Source organism: Streptomyces sp. NPDC046716 (assembly GCF_040645755.1).
GTDB lineage: Bacteria > Actinomycetota > Actinomycetes > Streptomycetales > Streptomycetaceae > Streptomyces.
Window position 1 is genome coordinate 72,756 of the sequence record NZ_JBEYYU010000035.1, and the last position, 23,360, is coordinate 96,115.

General features: G+C 70.3%; 19 protein-coding genes and 1 pseudogene. 15 read left to right on the plus strand and 5 right to left on the minus strand.

Translation table 11 applies throughout. The features are described 5' to 3' along the window. Window positions 1-166 precede the first annotated feature (166 nt). Window positions 167-3,229, plus strand: a complete 3,063-nt coding sequence (gene uvrA / locus ABZ930_RS25135; RefSeq protein WP_361551762.1) for an excinuclease ABC subunit UvrA — start codon at window positions 167-169, stop codon at window positions 3,227-3,229. Between the two features lie 136 nt (window positions 3,230-3,365). On the opposite strand, the gene ABZ930_RS25140 is transcribed toward uvrA, so the two are convergent. Next, window positions 3,366-4,307 carry a carbohydrate kinase gene (locus tag ABZ930_RS25140; protein ID WP_361551765.1) on the minus strand — a complete coding sequence of 314 codons (942 nt, stop codon included), beginning with the start codon at window positions 4,305-4,307 and terminating at the stop codon, window positions 3,366-3,368. 408 nt (window positions 4,308-4,715) lie between these two features. On the opposite strand from ABZ930_RS25140, the gene ABZ930_RS25145 reads away from it, so the two are divergent. After that, window positions 4,716-5,147: a Rieske 2Fe-2S domain-containing protein gene (locus ABZ930_RS25145; RefSeq protein WP_361551768.1), complete on the plus strand. Its 432-nt coding sequence runs from the start codon at window positions 4,716-4,718 to the stop codon at window positions 5,145-5,147. 143 nt (window positions 5,148-5,290) lie between these two features. Here ABZ930_RS25145 and ABZ930_RS25150 read toward each other — a convergent pair whose 3' ends face one another. Continuing rightward, complete coding sequence (locus tag ABZ930_RS25150; protein WP_361551771.1) at window positions 5,291-6,241, minus strand: hypothetical protein; 951 nt, start codon at window positions 6,239-6,241, stop codon at window positions 5,291-5,293. Window positions 6,242-6,641: 400 nt separating this feature from the next. Here ABZ930_RS25150 and uvrC point away from each other — a divergent pair, with 400 nt between their 5' ends. The 13 genes from uvrC (at window position 6,642) to ABZ930_RS25215 (ending at window position 21,118) form a co-directional block, all read left to right on the plus strand. Continuing rightward, window positions 6,642-8,738, plus strand: a complete 2,097-nt coding sequence (gene uvrC, locus ABZ930_RS25155) for an excinuclease ABC subunit UvrC (protein ID WP_361551774.1) — start codon at window positions 6,642-6,644, stop codon at window positions 8,736-8,738. After that, the gene (gene rapZ, locus ABZ930_RS25160; RefSeq protein ID WP_361551777.1) at window positions 8,735-9,757 is read left to right on the plus strand and encodes an RNase adapter RapZ; all 1,023 of its coding nucleotides are present in this window, start codon (window positions 8,735-8,737) and stop codon (window positions 9,755-9,757) included. Before uvrC ends, rapZ begins: the two co-directional genes overlap by 4 nt. Then, window positions 9,754-10,791 (plus strand): uridine diphosphate-N-acetylglucosamine-binding protein YvcK, encoded by a 1,038-nt coding sequence (yvcK, locus tag ABZ930_RS25165; protein WP_361551780.1) that lies wholly within the window; start codon window positions 9,754-9,756, stop codon window positions 10,789-10,791. The genes rapZ and yvcK overlap by 4 nt, the downstream gene beginning before the upstream one ends. Continuing rightward, the gene (gene whiA, locus ABZ930_RS25170) at window positions 10,782-11,807 is read left to right on the plus strand and encodes a DNA-binding protein WhiA (protein ID WP_361551783.1); all 1,026 of its coding nucleotides are present in this window, start codon (window positions 10,782-10,784) and stop codon (window positions 11,805-11,807) included. The genes yvcK and whiA overlap by 10 nt, the downstream gene beginning before the upstream one ends. 556 nt (window positions 11,808-12,363) lie before the next feature. Beyond that, window positions 12,364-13,374 (plus strand): type I glyceraldehyde-3-phosphate dehydrogenase, encoded by a 1,011-nt coding sequence (gene gap / locus ABZ930_RS25175; RefSeq protein ID WP_361551786.1) that lies wholly within the window; start codon window positions 12,364-12,366, stop codon window positions 13,372-13,374. Between the two features lie 138 nt (window positions 13,375-13,512). Continuing rightward, complete coding sequence (locus ABZ930_RS25180) at window positions 13,513-14,724, plus strand: phosphoglycerate kinase (protein WP_361551789.1); 1,212 nt, start codon at window positions 13,513-13,515, stop codon at window positions 14,722-14,724. A gap of 5 nt (window positions 14,725-14,729) precedes the next feature. Further along, window positions 14,730-15,506 carry a triose-phosphate isomerase gene (tpiA, locus tag ABZ930_RS25185; protein WP_361551792.1) on the plus strand — a complete coding sequence of 259 codons (777 nt, stop codon included), beginning with the start codon at window positions 14,730-14,732 and terminating at the stop codon, window positions 15,504-15,506. A 180-nt stretch (window positions 15,507-15,686) separates the two neighbouring features. Next, window positions 15,687-15,917: a preprotein translocase subunit SecG gene (gene secG / locus ABZ930_RS25190; protein ID WP_111666919.1), complete on the plus strand. Its 231-nt coding sequence runs from the start codon at window positions 15,687-15,689 to the stop codon at window positions 15,915-15,917. Window positions 15,918-16,143: 226 nt separating this feature from the next. Continuing rightward, entirely contained in the window at window positions 16,144-16,479 is a 336-nt protein-coding gene (locus tag ABZ930_RS25195; RefSeq protein WP_111666920.1) for an RNA polymerase-binding protein RbpA, read from the plus strand. Window positions 16,480-16,653: 174 nt separating this feature from the next. Continuing rightward, window positions 16,654-18,309 carry a glucose-6-phosphate isomerase gene (pgi, locus tag ABZ930_RS25200; RefSeq protein WP_361551796.1) on the plus strand — a complete coding sequence of 552 codons (1,656 nt, stop codon included), beginning with the start codon at window positions 16,654-16,656 and terminating at the stop codon, window positions 18,307-18,309. Between the two features lie 291 nt (window positions 18,310-18,600). Next, complete coding sequence (locus ABZ930_RS25205) at window positions 18,601-18,858, plus strand: DUF2087 domain-containing protein (protein ID WP_361551823.1); 258 nt, start codon at window positions 18,601-18,603, stop codon at window positions 18,856-18,858. A 56-nt stretch (window positions 18,859-18,914) separates the two neighbouring features. Continuing rightward, the gene (locus ABZ930_RS25210) at window positions 18,915-20,615 is read left to right on the plus strand and encodes an FUSC family protein (protein WP_361551799.1); all 1,701 of its coding nucleotides are present in this window, start codon (window positions 18,915-18,917) and stop codon (window positions 20,613-20,615) included. Next, window positions 20,612-21,118, plus strand: coding sequence for a MarR family transcriptional regulator (locus ABZ930_RS25215; protein WP_361551802.1), 507 nt, complete (start codon window positions 20,612-20,614; stop codon window positions 21,116-21,118). Before ABZ930_RS25210 ends, ABZ930_RS25215 begins: the two co-directional genes overlap by 4 nt. 81 nt (window positions 21,119-21,199) lie before the next feature. On the opposite strand, the gene pgl is transcribed toward ABZ930_RS25215, so the two are convergent. The 3 genes and pseudogenes from pgl to ABZ930_RS25230 all read right to left on the minus strand — a co-directional run. Next, the gene (gene pgl, locus ABZ930_RS25220; protein ID WP_361551805.1) at window positions 21,200-21,985 is read right to left on the minus strand and encodes a 6-phosphogluconolactonase; all 786 of its coding nucleotides are present in this window, start codon (window positions 21,983-21,985) and stop codon (window positions 21,200-21,202) included. Further along, window positions 21,982-23,097 (minus strand): glucose-6-phosphate dehydrogenase assembly protein OpcA, encoded by a 1,116-nt coding sequence (gene opcA / locus ABZ930_RS25225; RefSeq protein WP_361551808.1) that lies wholly within the window; start codon window positions 23,095-23,097, stop codon window positions 21,982-21,984. The genes pgl and opcA overlap by 4 nt, the downstream gene beginning before the upstream one ends. Beyond that, window positions 23,094-23,360: pseudogene (locus ABZ930_RS25230) on the minus strand (glucose-6-phosphate dehydrogenase); the annotation flags it as partial. The pseudogene ABZ930_RS25230 and the gene opcA, both read right to left, overlap by 4 nt.

A 23,360-nucleotide genomic window follows, 5' to 3' on the forward strand; every position in this document is an offset into this window, starting at 1 on the left:
GCAAGCAGGGAAACCAACCGGCGTTGTCAGTGGCTCCCTCTACTCTTCGAGGGACAGCCTTCTCATGACTTCTCCGGGGATCTCTCGGGGGTGTCTCCGAGAGTCAGACCTCGGGAGACGGGGGCCTTCGCCCCTGTCGCTTCTCTCTAGAAAGGTGCGGACCGGCGTGGCCGACCGTCTCATCGTGCGTGGCGCGCGCGAGCACAATCTCCGGAATGTCTCGCTCGACCTCCCGCGCGACTCCCTCATCGTCTTCACCGGTCTGTCCGGCTCCGGCAAGTCCTCGCTCGCGTTCGACACGATCTTCGCCGAGGGCCAGCGCCGGTACGTCGAGTCGCTGTCCTCGTACGCCCGTCAGTTCCTCGGCCAGATGGACAAGCCGGACGTCGACTTCATCGAGGGCCTGTCACCGGCCGTCTCGATCGACCAGAAGTCGACGTCGCGCAACCCGCGCTCCACGGTCGGCACCATCACCGAGGTCTACGACTATCTGCGGCTGCTCTTCGCGCGCATCGGCAAGCCGCACTGCCCCGAGTGCGGCCGCCCCATCGCACGCCAGTCGCCGCAGGCCATCGTCGACAAGGTCCTGGAGCTGCCCGAGGGCAGCCGCTTCCAGGTCCTGTCCCCGCTGGTGCGCGAGCGCAAGGGCGAGTTCGTCGACCTCTTCAGCGACCTGCAGACCAAGGGCTACTCCCGCGCGCGCGTGGACGGCCAGACGATCCAGCTCTCCGAGCCGCCGACCCTGAAGAAGCAGGAGAAGCACACCATCGAGGTGGTCGTCGACCGCCTCACGGTGAAGGAGTCCGCCAAGCGCCGCCTGACCGACTCCGTGGAGACCGCCCTCGGCCTGTCCGGCGGCATGGTCGTGCTCGACTTCGTCGACCTCCCGGAGGACGACCCCGAGCGCGAGCGCATGTACTCGGAGCACCTGTACTGCCCGCACGACGACCTGTCCTTCGAGGAGCTGGAGCCGCGCTCCTTCTCCTTCAACTCGCCCTTCGGCGCCTGCCCCGACTGCTCGGGCATCGGCACGCGCATGGAGGTCGACCCCGACCTGATCGTTCCCGACGAGGACAAGTCGCTCGACGAGGGCGCCATCCACCCGTGGTCGCACGGCCACACCAAGGACTACTTCGGCCGTCTCATCGGAGCTCTCGCCGACGCCCTCGGCTTCCGTACGGACATCCCGTTCGCCGGACTGCCGCAGCGCGCGAGGAAGGCGCTGATCTACGGCCACAAGACGCAGATCGAGGTCCGCTACCGCAACCGGTACGGCCGCGAGCGCGTCTACACGACGCCCTTCGAAGGCGCCGTTCCGTTCGTCAAGCGTCGCCACAGCGAGGCCGAGTCGGACACGAGCCGTGAGCGCTTCGAGGGCTACATGCGCGAGGTGCCCTGCCCCACCTGTGAGGGCACGCGCCTCAAGCCGATCGTGCTGGCCGTCACGGTCATGGACAAGTCGATCGCCGAGGTCTCGGCGATGTCCATCAGCGACTGCGCCGACTTCCTGAGGAAGCTCACGCTGAACGCGCGCGACAAGAAGATCGCCGAGCGCGTCCTGAAGGAGGTCAACGAGCGGCTGCGGTTCCTCGTGGACGTGGGCCTCGACTATCTGTCGCTGAACCGGGCGGCGGGCACCCTCTCCGGCGGCGAGGCCCAGCGCATCCGCCTCGCCACGCAGATCGGTTCCGGTCTCGTCGGTGTCCTGTACGTCCTGGACGAGCCGTCCATCGGCCTCCACCAGCGCGACAACCACCGGCTCATCGAGACGCTGGTCCGCCTGCGCGACATGGGCAACACGCTCATCGTGGTCGAGCACGACGAGGACACCATCAAGGTCGCCGACTGGATCGTCGACATCGGCCCCGGCGCGGGTGAGCACGGCGGCAAGGTCGTGCACAGCGGGCCGTTGAAGGAGCTGCTGAAGAACGCCGAGTCGATGACCGGTCAGTACCTGTCGGGCAAGAGGGCCATCCCCGTCCCGGACATCCGGCGCCCGGTGGACCCGGCCCGCCGGCTGACGGTGCACGGCGCCAAGGAGAACAACCTGCGGGACATCGACGTGTCCTTCCCGCTGGGCGTCCTCACGGCTGTCACCGGTGTCTCCGGATCGGGTAAGTCGACTCTGGTCAACGACATCCTGTACACGCACCTGGCACGCGAGCTGAACGGTGCACGCTCGGTCCCCGGCCGCCACACGCGCGTGGACGGCGACGACCTCGTCGACAAGGTCGTGCACGTCGACCAGTCACCGATCGGCCGCACACCGCGGTCGAACCCGGCGACGTACACCGGCGTCTTCGACCACGTCCGCAAGCTGTTCGCCGAGACGACCGAGGCGAAGGTCCGCGGCTATCTCCCCGGACGTTTCTCCTTCAACGTCAAGGGCGGCCGCTGCGAGAACTGCTCGGGCGACGGCACGATCAAGATCGAGATGAACTTCCTGCCGGACGTGTACGTCCCGTGCGAGGTCTGCCACGGTGCGCGGTACAACCGCGAGACGCTGGACGTCCACTACAAGGGCAAGTCCATCGCCGAGGTCCTGGACATGCCGATCGAGGAGGCCCTGGGCTTCTTCGAGGCGGTGCCCGGGATCGCCCGCCACCTCAAGACGCTGAACGACGTGGGTCTCGGCTACGTCCGGCTCGGCCAGTCCGCGCCGACCCTGTCCGGCGGCGAGGCGCAGCGCGTGAAGCTCGCCAGCGAGCTGCAGAAGCGTTCCACGGGACGCACGGTCTATGTGCTCGACGAGCCGACCACGGGTCTGCACTTCGAGGACATCAGCAAGCTGATCACCGTGCTGTCGGGCCTCGTCGACAAGGGCAACTCGGTCATCGTCATCGAGCACAACCTCGACGTCATCAAGACGGCGGACTGGGTCGTCGACATGGGCCCCGAGGGGGGCAACGGCGGCGGCATCGTCGTCGCCGAGGGCACCCCGGAGGAGGTCGCGGCGGAGCCCGCCAGCCACACCGGGAAGTTCCTGCGCGACATCCTCGGCGCCGACCGGGTCAGCGACGCCCCGGTGCCCGCGCCGCGCACCCGCAAGTCCACCGCGAAGAAGACGGTGGCGGCGGGCAAGGCTCCGGCGAAGAAGGCGACGACAGCCACGACGACGGTCGCGAAGACCGTGGCCAAGAAGGCGGCGCCGGCCAAGTCGGCGGCCAAGAAGACCGCGGCGAAGAAGACCGCGGCGAAGAAGGCGACCGGCCGGGCCGGCAAGGCCTGACGCCCCGGATCGGTCCTGCCCGGCGAGACGGGCAGGACCGATCCCCGGGTGACCACTCGGAGCGCGTCGGGCCACCCTCAGCGAAAAAGCTGCGCCCCGTGGGAACTGCCCACGGGGCGCAGCCGCGTCCCAGGCGCTACATCTCTCCGACCTCGGATCCGTACGGCGGCTCCGCGCCCGCGCGGGAGCAGGTGATCGCCGCCGCGCGGCCCGCGAACCGGAGCAGGCGTGTCCAGCCGTCGCCGTCCAGGCCGTCGACGGCGGCGGGGGAGAGGGCGTCCTGCCGGGAAAGGCCGTGCAGCAGCGCCGCGTTGACCGTGTCGCCCGCGCCGATGGTGTCGACGACCTCGACCCGCTCGCCCGGGACGGCGTACTCACCGCCGTCCCGCGTGTAGACGGTCAGTCCCTCACCGCCCCGCGTGAGCACCACGGCGGCGGGTCCGCCGGACAGCCATTCCTCCGGTGTGCCGCCGAGCCACTGCGCGTCCTCCTCGGAGAGCTTGAGGAGTGTGGTCGAGGGCAGCCAGTTCTTGAAGCGGGCCCGGTAGGCGTCCGCGTCAGGGATCAGCCCAGCCCGGATGTTCGGGTCGAGCGCGGTGAACAGGCCCTGGGCGGAGGCCGTCCGCATCAGCTCCTCGTACGCGCCGGCGCCCGGTTCCAGGACCAGGGAGCAGGTGCCGAACGACACCGCGCGCGTACCCGCCGGAAGCCGGTCCGGCACCGAGAAGAGGCGATCGGCGGTGCCCTCCGCGTAGAAGGAGTAGCCGGCCGAGCCGTCGGGCCCGATGGACGTGACCGCCAGCGTCGTCGGCTCGTCGCCCCGCTGCACGGGGGCGGTGTCGACCCCGGCGGAGCGCAGACCGGTCAGCAGGGCCTCGCCGAAGCCGTCCCGCGACAGGCGCGAGCAGAAGGCGACGGGAGAGCCGAGGCGGCCGAGCGCCACGGCCGTGTTGTACGGGCCGCCGCCGAGCCGCGGTGCGAGCGGGGGCAGTCCGGGAGCATGTCGCTCCGCGCCGTCGTCGGGGCTCGCCCCCAGCGGCACGAGGTCGATCAGGGCCTCTCCGGCGACGACGATCACAGCGGGTCCTTTCGGGCGGCGGACGGGCGGTTCGGTTGGGGCGGGCTGCGGCCGGGTGTCCGACGGCCCCGGGGTGACCGGGCGACGCCGTGATCACGGTCCGCGCCGCGACACCGCGGACGATCCCCGAGCGACACCGCCCCCTGTGAAGCGGTCCGCCCGACGGCAGGCTAGAGCGTCGGCCGCCCGCGAGGCACCACCTGTCCCCGACCCGGGCACGATCTTGGCCGAAGCGGGCACATCGGGACGGCACCGGGCGGCGCTCCCACAACCTCCGCAGGGGCCCCGCGAAGTGCCTTCTTCCCCGCCGGTATCGTCTGATGTGTCACCTCTGGTCAGCCTCGAGGCCGGTCGGTTCTCGGCCTGTCGCCGTGCTGCCCCCCGCCCAGCGACACCTGTGGAGCCCCGATGCCCGGCACAACCCCCTCCCGCATCTCCCGCCGCACCGCGCTGCGCGGTGTCGCCGTGGCGGGAACGGCCGGGATCGGTCTGACCGCGTGCTCCACCGGGACCGACTCGGGCGCGGCCGCAGCACCCACCGCCCCCGTCGACCTGGGCAAGGCCGACGAGGTCCCCGAAGGCGGCGCGAAGCTCTACAAGGACGAGCACGTCGTGGTCAGCCGGGCCGAGGGCGGCGACTACAAGGCCTTCAGCACGATCTGCACCCACGCGGGGTGCCCGATCGCCATGCTCAAGGGCACCGAGCTGACCTGCAACTGCCACGGCAGCAAGTTCGACGCCACCACCGGGAAGGTGCTGCAGTCCCCGGCGACGGAACCGCTGGAGGAGCTGTCGGTGAAGGTCGAGGGCGGCAAGATCGTCGCGGGCCCCCGGCAGTAGTCCGCGCCGCGACCCCTCGGATCCCCGGCAGTGGTCCGCACCGCGACCCCTCGGATCCCTGGCAGTGGTCCGCGCCGCGAACACCCGCATCCCGGCCCCTCGGCCCACCCCTTCACCGGCACCTCCGCGCCGCCCCACCACCCCTAATCCCAGTCCCAGCCGATCCCCAGCAGCCCCACCCGCACCTGCTGCTCCACCAGATGCACCGAGCGGTGTCGATCACTGAGCGCCAGTTCCTGGTGGCCGACGCGCGGCGCCGCCTTCGACCGCTGCGCGAAACCGTGGCAGCGCACGGGCAGGGTCTCGTCGGCGAACCGCACCTGGAGCGCGTACTGCCCGCCGGCGCAGCTGAATCCGCGGACGTACTCGGTCGACGCGCCCGCGGTGCCGTCCTCGAACCCATAGCGGAACACATGGGTGTCACCGGTCCGCAGCCGTGTGTCGAAGAGAAGTTCGGCCACCAGAAGGCCGCTGCCGCTGTCCCAGCACATCCGTCCCGTACGACAGTTCTCCGTGGCCTCCACCGCCACATCCCTGGGGGAGCAGCCCGGGTCTCCGTGGTGGATGGCCACATAGCGGTCCACCCCGTCGCGATGAGCCCGCACGATGTGCTGCGAGTCCCTGCCGAGCAGTTCCCTGCGGGGTCCGATCCGGACTCGTTCGAAGTGCCCGACGGTGTGCAGGCCGCCGTCCAGGGGCGACCCCAGTTCGGTCAGCAGCCGGTGGAGCACCCCGGAGGGTGTGGACGGGGAACGGTACGGGCGGGGCGCGGGCTGCTGCTCGGCGACCGCCTTCTCGCCCCGTCCCAGGAGCCGGATCAGTGACTCGTCGGGCAGCTGGAGGATCTCCTCCAGGGCGCGCACCGCCCGCATCGACTCGTCGCGCTGCGGTCTTCGCGCACCCTGCTGCCAGTAACTCAGGCTGGTCACGCCGACCTTGATGCCCTGACGGGACAGATGGTGCTGCACCCGGTGCAGCGGCAGTCTCCGGGCGGCGATCGCGGCCCGCAGGGCGACATGGAACGGGCCGGTGCGCAGTGCCGCCTCCAGTGCCGGAGGCCGTTTCGCCTCTGTGTGCTGTTCGCCCAGTCGCATCGAGGTCTCCTGCTTCAGCGCATCGCCAGCGGAATGTGAACATCCACATCGCTGTATCGGGGGCGTTCGCGCCGGTCGAAGTGGGGGCGGCTGATCGGCGTACAGAGTTCGCTCACATCCGTACGACGCCGTTCACCGCCCGAAGTCACCCGGCATTGAAGCGTGTTGACCTGGCACCGACAAGGGCCGATCCCCGCCACCGTGACCGGACATGGCGGTGCGGCCGCGAGAGGCGCCCGCCGACCGCGCCGACCCGGTGGAAGACACTGGTGCCGGGCCGCAAGCGGCACGGCCGCGGCCGCTCGCTCCCTCTGCCGGACGGGCTGACCTGGCGCGGTGCGCGGCCGGTCCGACGCCGGAGCGGCCCGAACTGTCACACCCCGGAAGTAGGGTGTCTGACATGGCCGACCCCTCCAGCTACCGCCCCAAGCCGGGACAGATTCCCGACTCCCCAGGGGTGTACAGGTTCCGCGACGAACACCGCCGGGTGATCTACGTCGGAAAGGCGAAGAGTCTGCGCCAGCGCCTGGCGAACTACTTCCAGGACCTGGCGAACCTGCACCCCCGCACCCGCACCATGGTCACCACGGCGGCGTCCGTGGAGTGGACGGTGGTGTCCACGGAGGTCGAGGCGCTGCAGCTGGAGTACTCCTGGATCAAGGAGTACGACCCCCGGTTCAACGTCAAGTACCGCGACGACAAGAGCTATCCGTACCTCGCGGTGACCATGAACGAGGAATTTCCCCGCGTCCAGGTCATGCGCGGCCAGAAGAAGAAGGGTGTGCGCTATTTCGGCCCCTACACGCACGCCTGGGCGATCCGCGACACCGTCGACCTTCTGCTGCGCGTCTTCCCGGTGCGCACCTGCTCCGCCGGAGTGTTCAAGAACGCGGCGAGGACCGGCCGCCCCTGCCTCCTGGGCTACATCGGCAAGTGCTCGGCGCCCTGCGTGGACCGCGTCACCCCGGACGAGCACCGCGAACTGGCCGACGAGTTCTGCGACTTCATGGCCGGACGCACGGGGACGTACATCCGCCGCCTGGAGAAGGAGATGCAGGCCTCGGCGGAGGAGATGGAGTACGAGCGGGCGGGGCGCCTGCGCGACGACATCGAGGCACTGAAGAAGGCCATGGAGAAGAGCGCGGTCGTGCTCGCCGACGCCACCGACGCCGACCTCATCGCCCTCGCGGAGGACGAACTGGAAGCGGCGGTCCAGATCTTCCACGTACGCGGCGGACGGGTCCGCGGCCAGCGCGGCTGGGTCACCGACAAGGTCGAGGCCGTCACCAGCGGTGACCTGGTCGAACACGCGCTCCAGCAGCTCTACGGGGAGGAGAGCGGCGACGCCGTCCCCAAGGAGGTTCTGGTCCCCGCGCTGCCCGAGCCCGTCGAGCCGATCCAGGCCTGGCTGACCGAGCGCCGTGGCTCGATCGTCTCGCTGCGCATCCCGCAGCGCGGCGACAAGAAGGCCCTCATGGAGACGGTGCACAGGAACGCGCAGCAGGCGCTGGTCCTGCACAAGACCAAGCGCGCCTCCGACCTGACCACCCGCTCCCGCGCCCTGGAGGAGATCGCCGAAGCCCTCGACCTGGGCGGCGCGCCGCTGCGCATCGAGTGCTACGACATCTCCCACCTCCAGGGCGACGACGTCGTCGCCTCCATGGTGGTGTTCGAGGACGGACTCGCCCGCAAGAGCGAGTACCGGCGCTTCCAGATCAAGGGCTTCGAGGGGCAGGACGACGTCCGCTCCATGCACGAAGTGATCACGCGCCGCTTCAGGCGCTATCTCGCCGCCCAGGAGAAGTCGGCCGACTGGTCCGACACCGAGCTGGACGACGAGACCGAGCAGGAGATGCGCCTCACCGAGGACGACGGACGGCCCAAGAAGTTCGCCTATCCGCCCCAGCTCGTGGTGGTGGACGGCGGGCAGCCGCAGGTCGCGGCCGCCAAGCGGGCCCTCGACGAGCTGGGCATCGACGACATCGCGGTGTGCGGCCTCGCCAAGCGCCTCGAAGAGGTCTGGGTGCCGGACGAGGACGACCCGGTGGTGCTGCCCCGGACCAGCGAGGGGCTCTACCTTCTGCAGCGGGTCCGCGACGAGGCCCACCGTTTCGCGATCACCTACCAGCGCACCAAGCGGGCCAAGCGCTTCAGGGCCGGTCCGCTGGACGACGTACCGGGCCTCGGTGACGCCCGCAAACAGGCCCTCGTCAAGCACTTCGGTTCGGTGAAGCGGCTGCGATCCGCCACAATCGACCAGATCTGTGAGGTTCCCGGCATAGGCCGCAAGACCGCTGAGACCATCGTGGCCGCCTTCGCGCAGGCGGCACCGGCGGCACCCGCGGTGAACACGGCCACCGGAGAGATCATGGAAGACGACGACGTCGCGAACGACCACGACGACGTCACGGACCACACCACGGACCGCGCGACGGACGCGCGGACCACCGAGGAGCCCGTGGGCGCCTCGGAAGAACGACGGGGGCAGGAGCCATGACCGAGCAGGACCACGAGAGCAGCGACACCGGCGACACCAGCGGTACGGCGCACAGCCCCGCACCACCGCAGCAGCCGACCGGGCAGCAATCCGACGATGGAGCACCAGTGAGTACCGGCACAGGCACCACCCACGACGCCCCCGGCGTCCCCGACTCCGCCATCCCCGAGCTGGTGATCATCTCGGGCATGTCGGGCGCGGGCCGCTCCACCGCCGCCAAATGTCTGGAGGACCTCGGCTGGTTCGTCGTCGACAACCTGCCGCCGGCGCTGATCCCCACCATGGTGGAGCTCGGCGCCCGCTCCCAGGGCAACGTGGCACGGATCGCGGTCGTCGTCGACGTCCGCGGCCGCCGCTTCTTCGACAACCTCCGGGAATCCCTCGCCGACCTGGAGTCCAAGCACGTCACCCGGCGCATCGTCTTCCTGGAGTCCTCCGACGAGGCGCTGGTGCGCCGCTTCGAGTCGGTGCGCCGCCCGCACCCCCTGCAGGGCGACGGCCGCATCGTCGACGGCATCGACGCCGAGCGTGAACTCCTGCGCGAGCTGCGCGGCGACGCCGACCTCGTCATCGACACCTCCAGCCTGAACGTGCACGAGCTGCGCGCCAAGATGGACGCCCAGTTCGCGGGCGAGGAGGAGCCCGAGCTGCGGGCCACCGTCATGTCGTTCGGCTTCAAGTACGGGCTGCCCGTCGACGCCGACCTCGTCGTCGACATGCGCTTCCTGCCGAACCCGCACTGGGTCCCCGAGCTGCGCCCCTTCACCGGTCTCAACGAAGAGGTCTCGAACTACGTCTTCTCGCAGCCCGGCGCCAAGGAGTTCCTCGACCGCTACACCGAGCTGCTCCAGTTGATCGCGGCCGGCTACCGCCGCGAGGGCAAGCGGTACGTGACCATCGCCGTCGGCTGCACCGGCGGCAAGCACCGCTCCGTCGCCACCTCGGAGAAGCTCGCCGCCCGCCTCGCCGCGCAGGGCGTGGAGACCGTGGTCGTCCACCGGGACATGGGCCGGGAATGACGGGACGTACGCTGCGGCTCACGAGCAGGATCCGCCGCAGAAGCTCACCGGCGACACCCGGCAGGGGCGCGACACCCAAGGTCGTCGCGCTCGGCGGCGGCATGGGCCTGTCGGCGTCGCTCGCGGCGCTGCGCCGCATCACGGGCGACCTCACGGCCGTCGTCACGGTCGCCGACGACGGCGGCTCCAGCGGGCGCCTGCGGGACGAGCTGGGCGTACTGCCGCCCGGCGACCTGCGCAAGGCCCTCGCGGCCCTGTGCGGCGACGACGACTGGGGCCAGACCTGGGCCCGCGTCATCCAGCACCGCTTCCAGTCGCCCGGCGAGATGAACGGACACGCGGTCGGCAATCTGCTGATCGTCGCCCTGTGGGAGCAGCTCGGCGACCACGTCCAGGCCCTGGACCTGGTCGGTAAGCTGCTGGGCGCGCACGGGCGCGTCCTGCCCATGTCGGCGGTGCCGCTGGAGCTGCAGGCCGAGGTCAGGGGCGACGATCCGACGCGCCCGGACGACATCCGGACCATCCGCGGTCAGGCGAACGTCGCGCTCACCCTGGGCGAGGTCCAGTCCGTGCACGTGGTGCCGCACGACCCGCCGGCCGTTCCCGAGGTGGTCGCCGCGGTGCTCGACGCGGACTGGGTGGTGCTGGGCCCGGGCTCCTGGTTCTCCTCCGTGATCCCGCACCTCCTGGTGCCCGAACTGCTCGACGCGCTCGTCGAGACGAAGGCCCGCAAGGTCCTCTCGCTCAACCTCGCTCCGCAACCCGGAGAAACCGATGGGTTCTCCCCGCAGCGTCATTTGGAGGTTTTGGGACGACACGCCCCTAAACTCGCCCTGGACGTGGTGCTGGCCGACGAGGCCGCCGTGCCCGACCGCGACGAACTCATCGATGCCGCCAAGGAGCGATTCGGTGCCGCGGTCGAGCTGGCGCCGGTGGCCAGGCCCGACGGGACTCCGAGGCACGATCCGGAGCTGTTGGCCGCCGCGTACGACCGTATTTTTCGGATGCATGGAAGGATCGGCCCATGGCGATGACGGCAGCGGTGAAGGATGAGATCTCCCGGCTTCCCGTCACCCGGACCTGCTGCAGAAAGGCCGAGGTCTCGGCGATCCTGCGGTTCGCGGGCGGCCTTCACCTGGTGAGCGGGCGCATCGTGATCGAGGCGGAGCTGGACACCGCGATGGCCGCCCGGCGGCTCAAGCGGGACATTCTCGAGATCTTCGGGCACAGCTCGGAGCTGATCGTGATGGCACCGGGCGGGCTGCGCCGCGGCTCGCGTTTTGTCGTACGGGTCGTCGCGGGCGGCGACCAGCTGGCCCGCCAGACGGGGCTCGTGGACGGCCGCGGCCGTCCGATCCGCGGCCTGCCCCCGCAGGTGGTCTCGGGGGCCACCTGCGACGCGGAGGCGGCCTGGCGGGGCGCGTTCCTCGCGCACGGCTCGCTCACCGAGCCGGGGCGCTCCAGCTCCCTGGAGGTGACCTGCCCGGGCCCGGAGGCCGCGCTCGCGCTGGTCGGCGCCGCCCGGCGGCTCTCGATCGCCGCCAAGGCGCGCGAGGTCCGCGGCGTGGACCGGGTCGTCGTCCGCGACGGCGACGCGATCGGCGCGCTGCTCACCCGGATGGGCGCCCATGAGTCGGTGCTCGCGTGGGAGGAGCGGCGGATGCGCCGCGAGGTCCGCGCCACCGCCAACCGCCTGGCGAACTTCGACGACGCGAACCTGCGCCGCTCGGCCCGCGCCGCGGTCGCCGCGGGCGCCCGGGTGCAGCGCGCCCTGGAGATCCTGGCCGACGAGGTGCCCGAGCACCTGGCGGCCGCGGGGCGGCTGCGCATGGAGCACAAGCAGGCCTCCCTGGAGGAGCTGGGCGCGCTCGCCGACCCGCCGCTGACCAAGGACGCCGTCGCCGGCCGGATCCGCCGCCTGCTGGCCATGGCGGACAAGCGGGCGCAGGACCTCGGCATCCCGAGCACGGAGTCGAACCTGACGGAGGAGCTGGCCGACGAGATGGCGGACGGCCTGGCGGACAGCCTCGCGGACAACATGGCGGGCTGATCCCGCCGACAGACGGACGAGCCGGTGGCGGCACCCCCGACGGGGTGCCGCCACCGGCTTTTTGTCATCGGGGCCACCGCTGTCGGCTACGGGATATCGCCTCAATAGGCGGCCTTAGCGGAGACGGCCCTGTCCAGGAGGGCATCCGGCGTTCAAACATCGCGCGGCCCGTTACCGCGCGCATTTATCCGGTGATCGGTGCGGCGGCCGAAATCGGAAAGTGAACTTCCGGTGTACCCGCCGTCGGTCGCCGACGGTCGGCCCGCCGGTGGGCCGTGTCGCCCGTACGGCTGCGCCCCCGCACCCCTGGCCCCATTGCGCTCATCGGAAAGGACCCGCGCTCAATTAGCGACTGATCAGCCGGATCGGCGGGGAAATACCCATGAAATAAGCCGTGGCCTCGACGTTACTGACGAGTACAGGCCGTTGAGTGCCGCGTACGGACGCTCGATGTCACCCAAAGCCTTTATGGGAGGTAGGGTCGGAGGCGGTCGGGGACATCCCAAATACATCTCGCCGGCGTCGAAACCCGGCGTACCAACGAGGAGATCGGTTCGTGACGATCCGCGTAGGCATCAACGGCTTTGGCCGCATCGGTCGTAACTACTTCCGCGCGCTGCTGGAGCAGGGTGCGGACATCGAGATCGTGGCTGTCAACGACCTGGGTGACACCGCGACCACCGCGCATCTTCTGAAGTACGACACCATCCTGGGCCGCCTCAAGGCCGAGGTGTCGCACACCGAAGACACCATCACCGTCGACGGCCACACCATCAAGGTGCTGTCCGAGCGCAACCCCGCCGACATCCCGTGGGGGCAGCTGGGGGTCGACATCGTCATCGAGTCGACCGGCATCTTCACCAAGAAGGCCGACGCTGAGAAGCACATCGCCGGTGGCGCCAAGAAGGTTCTCATCTCGGCTCCGGCCAAGGACGAGGACATCACGATCGTGATGGGCGTCAACCAGGAGAAGTACGACCCGGCGAACCACCACGTCATCTCGAACGCGTCCTGCACCACCAACTGTGTGGCGCCGATGGCCAAGGTTCTCGACGAGAACTTCGGCATCGTCAAGGGCCTGATGACGACGGTCCACGCGTACACGAACGACCAGCGCATCCTGGACTTCCCGCACTCGGACCTGCGTCGCGCCCGCGCCGCCGCCGAGAACATCATTCCGACCACGACCGGTGCCGCCAAGGCCACCGCTCTGGTCCTGCCGCAGCTCAAGGGCAAGCTGGACGGCATCGCGATGCGCGTCCCGGTCCCGACCGGTTCGGCCACCGACCTGGTCGTGGACCTGCAGCGCGAGGTCACCAAGGACGAGGTCAACGCCGCGTTCAAGAAGGCCGCGGACGACGGCGCCCTCAAGGGCATCCTGTTCTACACCGAGGACCCGATCGTGTCCTCGGACATCGTGAGCGACCCGGCGTCCTGCACCTTCGACTCCTCCCTGACCATGGTCCAGGAGGGCAAGACGGTGAAGATCCTCGGCTGGTACGACAACGAGTGGGGCTACTCCAACCGCCTCGTCGACCTCACGGTCTTCGTCGGCGGCCAGCTCTGAACCTCTAAGGTTCTGGAGCAGCAAGGCACTCAGATGTGAGCGAAGGGTCCGGACCCGCGCGACGCCGCGCGACGGTCCGGGCCCTTCGCACGTCAGCCTCTCAGCCTCGTACGACCAGTCCTTTCAAGGAGCCCACTCATGAAGACCATTGAGGAACTTCTCGCCGAAGGGGTCGACGGCAAGCGGGTGTTCGTCCGCGCCGACCTCAACGTGCCGCTGGCCGACGGCCTCATCACCGACGACGGCCGCATCCGCGCCGTCCTGCCGACCGTCGAGGCCCTGGCCGGGGCGGGCGCCAAGGTCGTCGTCGCCTCCCACCTGGGCCGCCCCAAGGGCGCCCCGGACCCCCAGTTCTCCCTGCTGCCCGCGGCCGAGCGCCTCGCCGAGCTGCTCGGCAAGCCGGTCGCCTTCGCCCAGGACACCGTCGGCCCCGCCGCCCACGACGCCGTGAACGGGCTGGAGCCGGGCCAGGTCGCCGTCATCGAGAACCTGCGGTTCAACGCGGGGGAGACGAGCAAGGACGACACCGAGCGCGGCGAGTTCGCCGATCAGCTCGCGGCCCTCGCCGACGTCTACGTGGGCGACGGCTTCGGCGCGGTGCACCGCAAGCACGCCTCGGTGTACGACCTGCCGAAGCGGCTCCCGCACTACGCCGGCTTCCTCATCGCCACCGAGGTCGGCGTCCTGAAGAAGCTCACCGACGACGTCAAGCGCCCCTACGCGGTCGCGCTCGGCGGCGCCAAGGTCTCCGACAAGCTGGCCGTCATCGACGAGCTGCTCGGCAAGGCCGACCGTCTCCTCATCGGCGGCGGCATGGCGTACACGTTCCTCAAGGCCAAGGGCTACGAGGTCGGTACCTCGCTCGTCCAGGACGACCAGATCCCGGCGGTGACCGAGTACCTGGAGCGCGCCGAGAAGACCGGCGTGGAGATCGTGCTGCCGGTGGACGTCGTGGTCGCGCCCGCGTTCCCCGACCTCAAGACCAAGGCGCCGTCCCACCCCACCACCGTCGCCGCGGACGCCATTCCGGCCGACCGGATGGGCCTGGACAGCGGTCCGGAGTCCCGCACGCTGTACGCCTCGAAGCTCGCCGACGCGCAGACCATCTTCTGGAACGGTCCGATGGGCGTCTTCGAGCACCCCGACTACGCCGAGGGCACCAAGGACCTCGCCCAGGCCCTCATCGACTCCCCGGGCTTCACCGTGGTGGGCGGCGGAGACTCCGCCGCCGCGGTCCGTACCCTGGGCTTCGACGAGAAGGCATTCGGCCACATCTCGACCGGCGGCGGCGCCTCCCTCGAGTACCTCGAGGGCAAGACGCTGCCCGGTCTCGCCGCACTGGAGGACTGACCTTTATGAGCACCCGCACGCCGATCATGGCGGGCAACTGGAAGATGAACCTCAACCACCTCGAGGCCATCGCCCACGTCCAGAAGCTCGCCTTCGCTCTCGCGGACAAGGACTACGAAGCCGTCGAGGTCGCCGTCCTGCCGCCCTTCACCGACCTGCGCTCCGTGCAGACGCTGGTGGACGGCGACAAGCTCAAGATCAAGTACGGCGCCCAGGACATCTCGGCGCACGACTCCGGTGCCTACACCGGTGAGATCTCGGGCCCGATGCTCGCCAAGCTCAAGTGCACGTACGTCGCGATCGGCCACTCCGAGCGCCGGCAGTACCACAACGAGACCGACGAGGTCGTCAACGCCAAGGTGAAGGCCGCCTACAAGCACGGCATCACGCCGATCCTGTGCGTCGGTGAGGAGCTGGACGTCCGCGAGGCGGGCAACCACGTCTCCCACACGCTCGAGCAGGTCGAGGGCGGCCTCAAGGACCTCCCCGCCGAGCAGGCCGAGACGATCGTCATCGCCTACGAGCCGGTGTGGGCCATCGGCACCGGCAAGGTGTGCGGCGCCGACGACGCGCAGGAGGTCTGCAAGGCCATCCGCGGCAAGCTGGCCGAGCTGTACTCCGAGGACGTCGCCGAGAAGATCCGCATCCAGTACGGCGGCTCGGTCAAGTCGGGCAACGTCAAGGAGATCATGGGCCAGGCCGACATCGACGGTGCCCTGGTCGGCGGCGCCGCGCTGGACGCCGACGAGTTCGTCAAGATCGTCCGCTTCGGCGAGCAGTAGGCCGAAGAAGACAGCCGACCTGTCGGCCGAGCAGTGAGTATGCGCCGGCGACGATACGTCGTACCCTTGCGGGGCCGAGCGGCACACTGCTCGGCCCTGGTCGTTCGTTGACGGCAGACACGTTAGACACGTCAGATTTCAGTCCGAGTTCAGTCCGAGGAAGTTGGTCCAGCCGTGGTTATGGGGTTCTCGATCGCCCTGATCGTCTTCAGCCTGCTGCTGATGCTCCTGGTGCTCATGCACAAGGGAAAGGGTGGCGGCCTCTCCGACATGTTCGGTGGCGGCATGCAGTCCTCCGTCGGTGGCTCCTCGGTCGCCGAGCGCAACCTGGACCGGATCACCGTCGTGATCGGTCTGCTCTGGTTCGCGTGCATCGTCGTGCTCGGCATTCTCATGAAGATCAACAACTGATCTTCGCAGCGACTCGTCGCAACTGCACACAGGTCACGTATTTTCACGTAAGGCCCCATGTGAGGTACGCGCTCAACTGCGCGGCCTATCATGGGGCTTGCGTCTAGGTGGAGGGAGGTAACTCCAATCACTGGACGCGCGTTGGGCCTTACGTAGACTGTGGCGCTCCGCGGCGAAGCGAGACGCCGACACGCTTCGCGGCACCATCACGCAGGGAGTTACGACCGTGGCAAGTGGCAACGCGATCCGAGGAAGTCGGGTCGGGGCGGGGCCGATGGGCGAGGCCGAGCGTGGCGAGTCCGCGCCGCGCCTGGCCATCTCCTTCTGGTGCTCGAACGGACACCAGACGCAGCCCAGCTTCGCCTCCGACGCGCAGGTGCCGGAGACCTGGGACTGTCCGCGATGCGGCTTCCCGGCGGGGCAGGACCGGGACAATCCGCCGGACCCGCCGCGCACCGAGCCGTACAAGACGCACCTCGCGTACGTACGGGAGCGGCGCAGTGACGCCGACGGCGAGGCCATCCTCGCCGAGGCGCTCGCGAAACTGCGGGGCGAGATCTGATCTGCCGGCCGGGCCGGGCACCAGGGACGGTGCCCGGCCCGTCTGCGTGCCCGGGTTTTCACGCGCCCGGGTGTTCGTTGCGCCGAAAGGCCCGATTCACCCTGATCAACTAGGTTGGGTGGCAGTAGTGGGGCATCGCCCGTACGCGCGTACGAGAGAAGGCTGAAGGTCGAGATGAACGCGTCCGACAAGCAGGCAGTGCTGACCCGGACCCCCGAGTGGCAGGCGCTCGCCAAGCACCGCGAACAGCTGGGCGACGTACAGCTCCGTGAGGTGTTCGCGGCCGATCCCGCGCGCGGCTCCGGCTATGTGCTGCAGGTCGGCGATCTGCACGTCGACTACTCCAAGCACCTGGTCACCGACGAGACGCTGCGGCTGCTGCGCGAGCTGGCCGAGGCGACCGGGGTCTTCGCGCTGCGCGACGCCATGTTCCGCGGCGAGAAGATCAACACGACCGAGGACCGGGCCGTGCTGCACACCGCCCTGCGGGCCCCGCGCGACGCCGTGGTGGAGGTCGACGGGGAGAACGTCGTGCCTGCCGTGCACGCCGTCCTCGACAAGATGGGCGCGTTCGCCGACAAGGTGCGCTCCGGCGAGTGGACCGGCCACACCGGCAAGCGCATCAAGAACGTCGTCAACATCGGCATCGGCGGCTCCGACCTCGGGCCCGCCATGGCCTACGAGGTGCTGCGCTCCTTCACCGACCGCGACCTCACGGTCCGCTTCGTGTCGAACGTGGACGGCGCCGATCTCCATGAGGCCGTAAGGGACTTGGACGCGGCGGAGACGCTGTTCATCATCGCCTCGAAGACGTTCACGACGATCGAGACGATCACCAACGCGACATCCGCCCGCAATTGGCTGCTCACCGAACTGAAGGCCGATCAGGACGCCGTCGCCAAGCACTTCGTGGCGCTGTCGACCAACGCCGAGAAGGTCGCCGAGTTCGGCATCGACACGGCCAACATGTTCGAGTTCTGGGACTGGGTCGGCGGGCGGTACTCCTACGACTCGGCGATCGGGCTCTCGCTGATGATCGCGATCGGCCCCGACGCGTTCCGCGAGATGCTCGACGGGTTCCACCTCGTCGACGAGCACTTCCGCACCGCGCCCGCCGAGTCCAATGTGCCGCTGCTGATGGGTCTCCTGGGCATCTGGTACGGCAACTTCCACGACGCCCAGTCGCACGCCGTTCTGCCCTACAGTCACTACCTGTCGAAATTCACGGCCTACTTGCAGCAGCTCGACATGGAGTCGAACGGCAAGTACGTGCAGCGCAACGGCGACGAGGTGGCCTGGCAGACCGGCCCGGTGGTCTGGGGCACGCCGGGCACGAACGGGCAGCACGCGTACTACCAGTTGATCCACCAGGGCACGAAGCTGATCCCGGCGGACTTCATCGGATTCGCCGAGCCGGTCGCCGATCTGCTGCCGGGACTCGTCGAGCAGCACGATCTGCTGATGGCCAACTTCTTCGCGCAGACGCAGGCACTGGCCTTCGGCAAGACGCCCGACGAGGTGCGCGCCGAGGGAGTGGCCGAGGAGCTGGTGCCCCACAAGACGTTCAAGGGCAACCACCCGACCACGACGATCCTGTCGAAGAAGCTCACTCCTTCGGTACTCGGTCAGCTCGTCGCCCTCTACGAGCACAAGGTGTTCGTCCAGGGCGCCGTGTGGAACATCGACTCCTTCGACCAGTGGGGCGTCGAACTCGGCAAGGTCCTCGCCAAGCGCGTCGAGCCCGCCCTGACGGACGGCGCGGACGTGCCCGGGCTCGACGGGTCGACCAAGGCGCTCGTGGCCAAGTACCGCGAGCTGCGAGGCCGTTAATCGGATGCACGGGGGCCGGTGACGGGCGAGACTGCGGGTTTCCGTCCGTCATCCCGCCCGGAGGCCCCCGTGGACCGGTTGTTCTCAGCGCTCGCCGACCCCGAGCGGCTCAGGCTGTACGCGCGCATCGTGCTCGACGACCTGCCGCCGCGCGAGGCCGACTCCCCGGTGGCCCGCAAACATCTGGGCAAGCTGATCGCGGCCGGACTCGTCGAGCGCGACGCCGCCGGGTCGCTGCGCGCCGGGCCCGAGGTGTTCCGGCGGGCCAGGACGCCCGAGCCGGCCACGGGGGTGCCGCGCCACCTCACCGGCTTCTTCGCCGGCGGCCGGCTGACGGCGATCCCGGTGCGCCCCGCCGTCCGCCACCAGCTTCTCGTCCACCTCACGGACACCCTTTTCGACGCGGAGCGCTCCTACAGCGAGCGCGAGATCAACGAGGCGCTGCGCACCGTTCACGACGACACCGCAGCGCTGCGCCGCTACTGCGTCATCGACGGTCTGCTCGTACGCGAGAAGGACGGGTCCGACTACCAGCTCGCGGGGCGCTAGCGGCAGTAACACCTGTCGTAATCTTTTACGGGTAAAACACATGCTAACCTTTTGGTATGAGTAATGCCGCGTCCGCCACCAGACAGCCCCCCGTCCGCAGACTCCCGCTGACCGGCGTACTCCGTATCAACCGGCCGTCCGACATCTGGTTCAAGCCCGCGACCAGCGTCGCCGTGGCCGCCGCCCTGGTCCTTGTGCCGCTGCTCATCGCGGGGCGCAGCGAGCTGGCGATGTACGCCATGGCCGGTGCGTTCTGCGCGCTCTACGGACATCAGCTGCCCTACAGCGCGCGCGTGCGGGCCACCGCCTGGGTCGTCGTCGGCATGACCGCGAGCATGGCTGTCGCGCTGGTCTGTGCCTCACTCGTCGACAGCGTCGTCGCGCTGATCGCGATCGCCGCCGTGCTCGCCGGCGTGCAGAAGGCCGTCTGCGACGCCACCCGCATCGGCCCGCCCGGCCACGTGATCCTCGTCTTCGTCGTGTCGGGCACCCTGTTCGCCCCGCAGGAACTGCACGAGGTTCCCTTCCACGTCCTGCTGACCTTCGGCGCGGGCATCGTCGGCGCGTTCGTCGCGCTGGCCCCGGCCCTGATCCGGCGCGAGGGACCCGAGCGGCGCGCCACCGCGCGGGCCCTGGAGGCCTCGGCGGCCTATCTCGCGACCGACGACACCGCCCGGCGTGCCCGAGCCCGGCATGCCGCCGCGGCGGCCGTACAGGGCGCCTGGCAGTCCCTGCTGGCCGCCGGTGAGCGCACCCCGGCCCGGCGCACCCTGGAACACCTCGTGCTGCACGCCGAGGCCGCCCTGGTCGGCACGCCCCGCGCAGGCGACAGCGACCAGCTGCTCGGCTGGGCCCAGCGGGTACGCGGCCGCGGCGCCCTGCCCGAGGTGGAGCTGCCCGCCGGGAGCGGCGACGAACTGCTGGGCATCGACGCCGAGCGCGCGGGACGCCGTGCGCAGGGCCGCCGGCGGCTCGTGTCGCTTCTTCTGCGGCCCGGTTCGGCGGTGCTGCCCATCGCGGCGCGCTGCGCCGTCGGCTGCGCGGCCGCCGGATACGTGGGCCTGGCCCTCGGCGTGGGCCACCCGTACTGGGCGATCGTCTCGGCCAGCGCGATCTACCAGGCGAACGTCACCCTCACCTGGCACCGCGTGCTCCAGCGCCTGCTCGGCAACGTCCTGGGCGTCCTGGTCTTCGTCGCGCTCGTCCCGCTGGCCCGCACCAGCGTCGTCGTCCTGGCCGTCCTGTGCATCGTCCTCAGCTTCTGCAACGAGATGCTGATCAGCCGCAACTACTGGCTCGGTTCCGTCTCGGTCACGCCGATGGCGCTGCTGGTCACCGAGTTCGCCCATGTCCGGCCCGTCACGGAACTCGTCACCGACCGTGTCCTCGACACCCTCGCCGGTGTCGTGGTCGGCCTGGCCGCGGCCATCCTCATCACCAACCGGCGCATCGGCGGCCGGATGGAGCAGGCCCTCCTCGCCACCGAGCGGGCCACCACGGGCGCCGACAGCGCGCTGGCCGTCCCCACGGGCTCCGCCGCCGATCTGGCCGTCGCCCGCCGCCGGCTCACCGCCAGCCTGGTGGAGCTGAGGGACGCCGCCGACACCGCCGCCGGCGAATGGTGGCAGCGCGCCCTGCCCGAGGAGCAGCTGATGCGCACCGAGCAGCGGGCCCACCGCGCGCTCGCCGCGACGGTACGACGGCAGGGCCTCGTACACGACGAACCCCTGGTCGGCGCCGGGGAGCAGCGGGCATGACCGACGACGTCATGGCAGCCGTGGTGCGGCAGTGGCGCGGTGTCCACCCGGACCTGGACACGGGCCCCATGGAGCTGATCGGCCGGATCAACCGCTGCGCCGCCCTCCTCCAGCAGGCGGAGAGCGCTGCCCTGCGCGAGGCCGAGCTGTCCCGCGCCGAGTTCGACCTGCTGGGCGCGCTGCGCCGGACCGGCGGCGATCTCACCCCCGGTGAGCTGGCCCGGGAGACGTTCTCCTCCGGCGCCGCCGTCACCAAGCGGCTGCGCGGGCTCACCGACCGCGGACTCGTCGAGCGGCACACCGACGACCGGGACCGCCGGGTCTCCCATGTGCGCCTGACCGGACCGGGCCGGGACGTCCTCGACGCCGTGGTGCCCGCGCAGCTGGCCTTCGAGCGCACCCTGCTCGCGGGCCTCGCTCCGGACCGGAGCGCCGAACTTGCCGGACGGCTGAGCGAGTTGCTGGCCCAACTGGAGGGCCGCTGGGAAGTGCGCGGCTTCTGAGAGCCCCGCCCGGAACGCGTCGGGCCCCGTACCGGCACATGTGTTCACATGCGCCCGTACGGGGCCCGAGTGCGTCAGCGGTCAGGACACCGCCGGCGGATACAGCTCCGGAGGAAGCTGCGACGCGGCGGCCGAGTCCAGCAGCCACAGCGTGCGCGAGCGGCCGTAGGCGCCCGCCGCCGGGGCCTGGACCTCTCCCGCGCCCGACAGGGCGATCGCCGCGGCCTCCGCCTTGTCCTCGCCCGCCGCCAGCAGCCACACCTCGCGCGCGGCGCGGATCGCCGGAAGCGTGAGCGACACGCGCGTGGGAGGGGGCTTCGGGGCGCCGTGCACGCCGACGACCGTGCGCTCCGTCTCACGGACCGCCGGCAGCTCGGGGAAGAGCGACGCGACGTGCGTGTCCGGGCCGACGCCGAGCATGAGGACGTCGAAGGTGGGGACGTCCCCGTGGTCCTCGGGCCCGGCCGCTGCGGCCAGCTCGGCCGCGTACGCCTCGGCGGCCGCGTCCGCGTCGTCCCCGTGCGGCCCGTCCGACGCGGGCATGGCGTGCACGCGCGCGGGGTCGAGCGGAACGGCGTCGAGCAGCGCCTCCTTGGCCTGCGTGTAGTTGCGCTCGGGGTCGCCGTCCGGCAGGAACCGCTCGTCGCCCCACCACAGGTCGAGGCGGCCCCAGTCGATCGCGTTCCTGGCCGGGGACGAACTCAGCGCGGCCAGCAGACCGTTGCCGTTGCGGCCGCCCGTCAGGACGACGGAGGCGCTGCCGCGGGCCGCCTGGGCGTCGACGATCCTGGTGATCAGCCGGGCCGCGGCCGCCTGCGCCATCAGCTCCTTGTCGCGATGGACGACCAGTTGGGGTGCTGCACTCACTTGCTTGCCGCTTTCTTGGCCGGAGCCTTTTTGGCAGGGGCCTTCTTGGCTGCTGTCTTCTTGGCCGCCGTCTTCTTGGCGGGAGCCTTCTTCGCGACGGCCTTCTTCACGGGCGCGGGCCGCGCCTCCGCCTCGGCCTTCTCCTCGGCCGGCGCGGGCTCCGCGGGAGCCGTCCGCTGGTCCACCGGTTCGCCGAGTCTGTCCACGCCGAACCGCAGGGCGGCCGCGTACGTGTCGTCCGGGTCGAGCCGGCGCAGCTCCTCCGCGATCAGCTCGGACGTCTCACGGCGCTTGAGCGCGACCGCGCGGTCCGGCTGCCCCTGGATGGAGAGCGTGGCCAGCGTGCCGTCGGCCCGGTCGAGGACGATCGGGCCGTGCGTGGAGTCGAGGCGTACGCCGGTCAGGCCGGGGCCCGCCGAGAGCGTGCGCTTGACCGGGACGTCCAGCCGGTCCGCGAGCCACATGGCCAGCAGCTCGCAGCTCGGGTTGAACTCCTCGCCCTCGACCTCCACCGACGTGACGTCCGTCGTGACCTGGTCCAGGGCCGCCGCGAGCATGGAGCGCCACGGCGTGATCCGGGTCCAGGACAGGTCGGTGTCGCCGGGGGAGTAGGACGCCGCGCGCGACTCCAGCTCGTGGACCGGCTGTTCGGCCGCGTACGTGTCCGTGACGCGGCGCTGGGCCAGGGCGCCCAGCGGGTCGTTCGCGGGGTCCAGCGGGGCGTCCACGGGCCACCAGACGACCGTCGGCGCGTCCGGCAGGAGCAGCGGGAGGACGACCGACTGGGCGTGGTTCACGACCTCGCCGTACAGCCGGAGCATCACGGTCTCACCGGTGCCCGCCTCCGCGCCGACCCGCACCTCGGCGTCGAGCCGCGACTTCGTGCGGTCGCGCGGGGAGCGGGAGACGCGCTTGATGACGACGAGGGTGCGCGAGGGGTGCTCGCGCGAGGCCTCGTTGGCCGCCTTCAGGGCGTCGTAGGCGTTCTCCTCGTCGGTGACGATGACGAGGGTGAGCACCATGCCGACGGCCGGGGTGCCGATGGCACGGCGGCCCTGCACAAGCGCTTTGTTGATCTTGCTGGAGGTGGTGTCCGTCAGGTCGATCTTCATGGGCGCCGCCAGCTCCGTCCGTCTCGTGCGAGCATTTCGTCCGCCTCGGCGGGCCCCCACGTGCCGGACGGGTACTGCGCGGGCTTTCCGTGCGTGTCCCAGTACTGCTCGATCGGGTCGAGGATGTTCCAGGACAGCTCGACCTCCTCCGTGCGCGGGAAGAGGTTCGAGTCGCCCAGGAGGACGTCGAGGATCAGCCGCTCGTACGCCTCCGGGCTCGACTCGGTGAAGGACTCGCCGTAGGCGAAGTCCATCGAGACGTC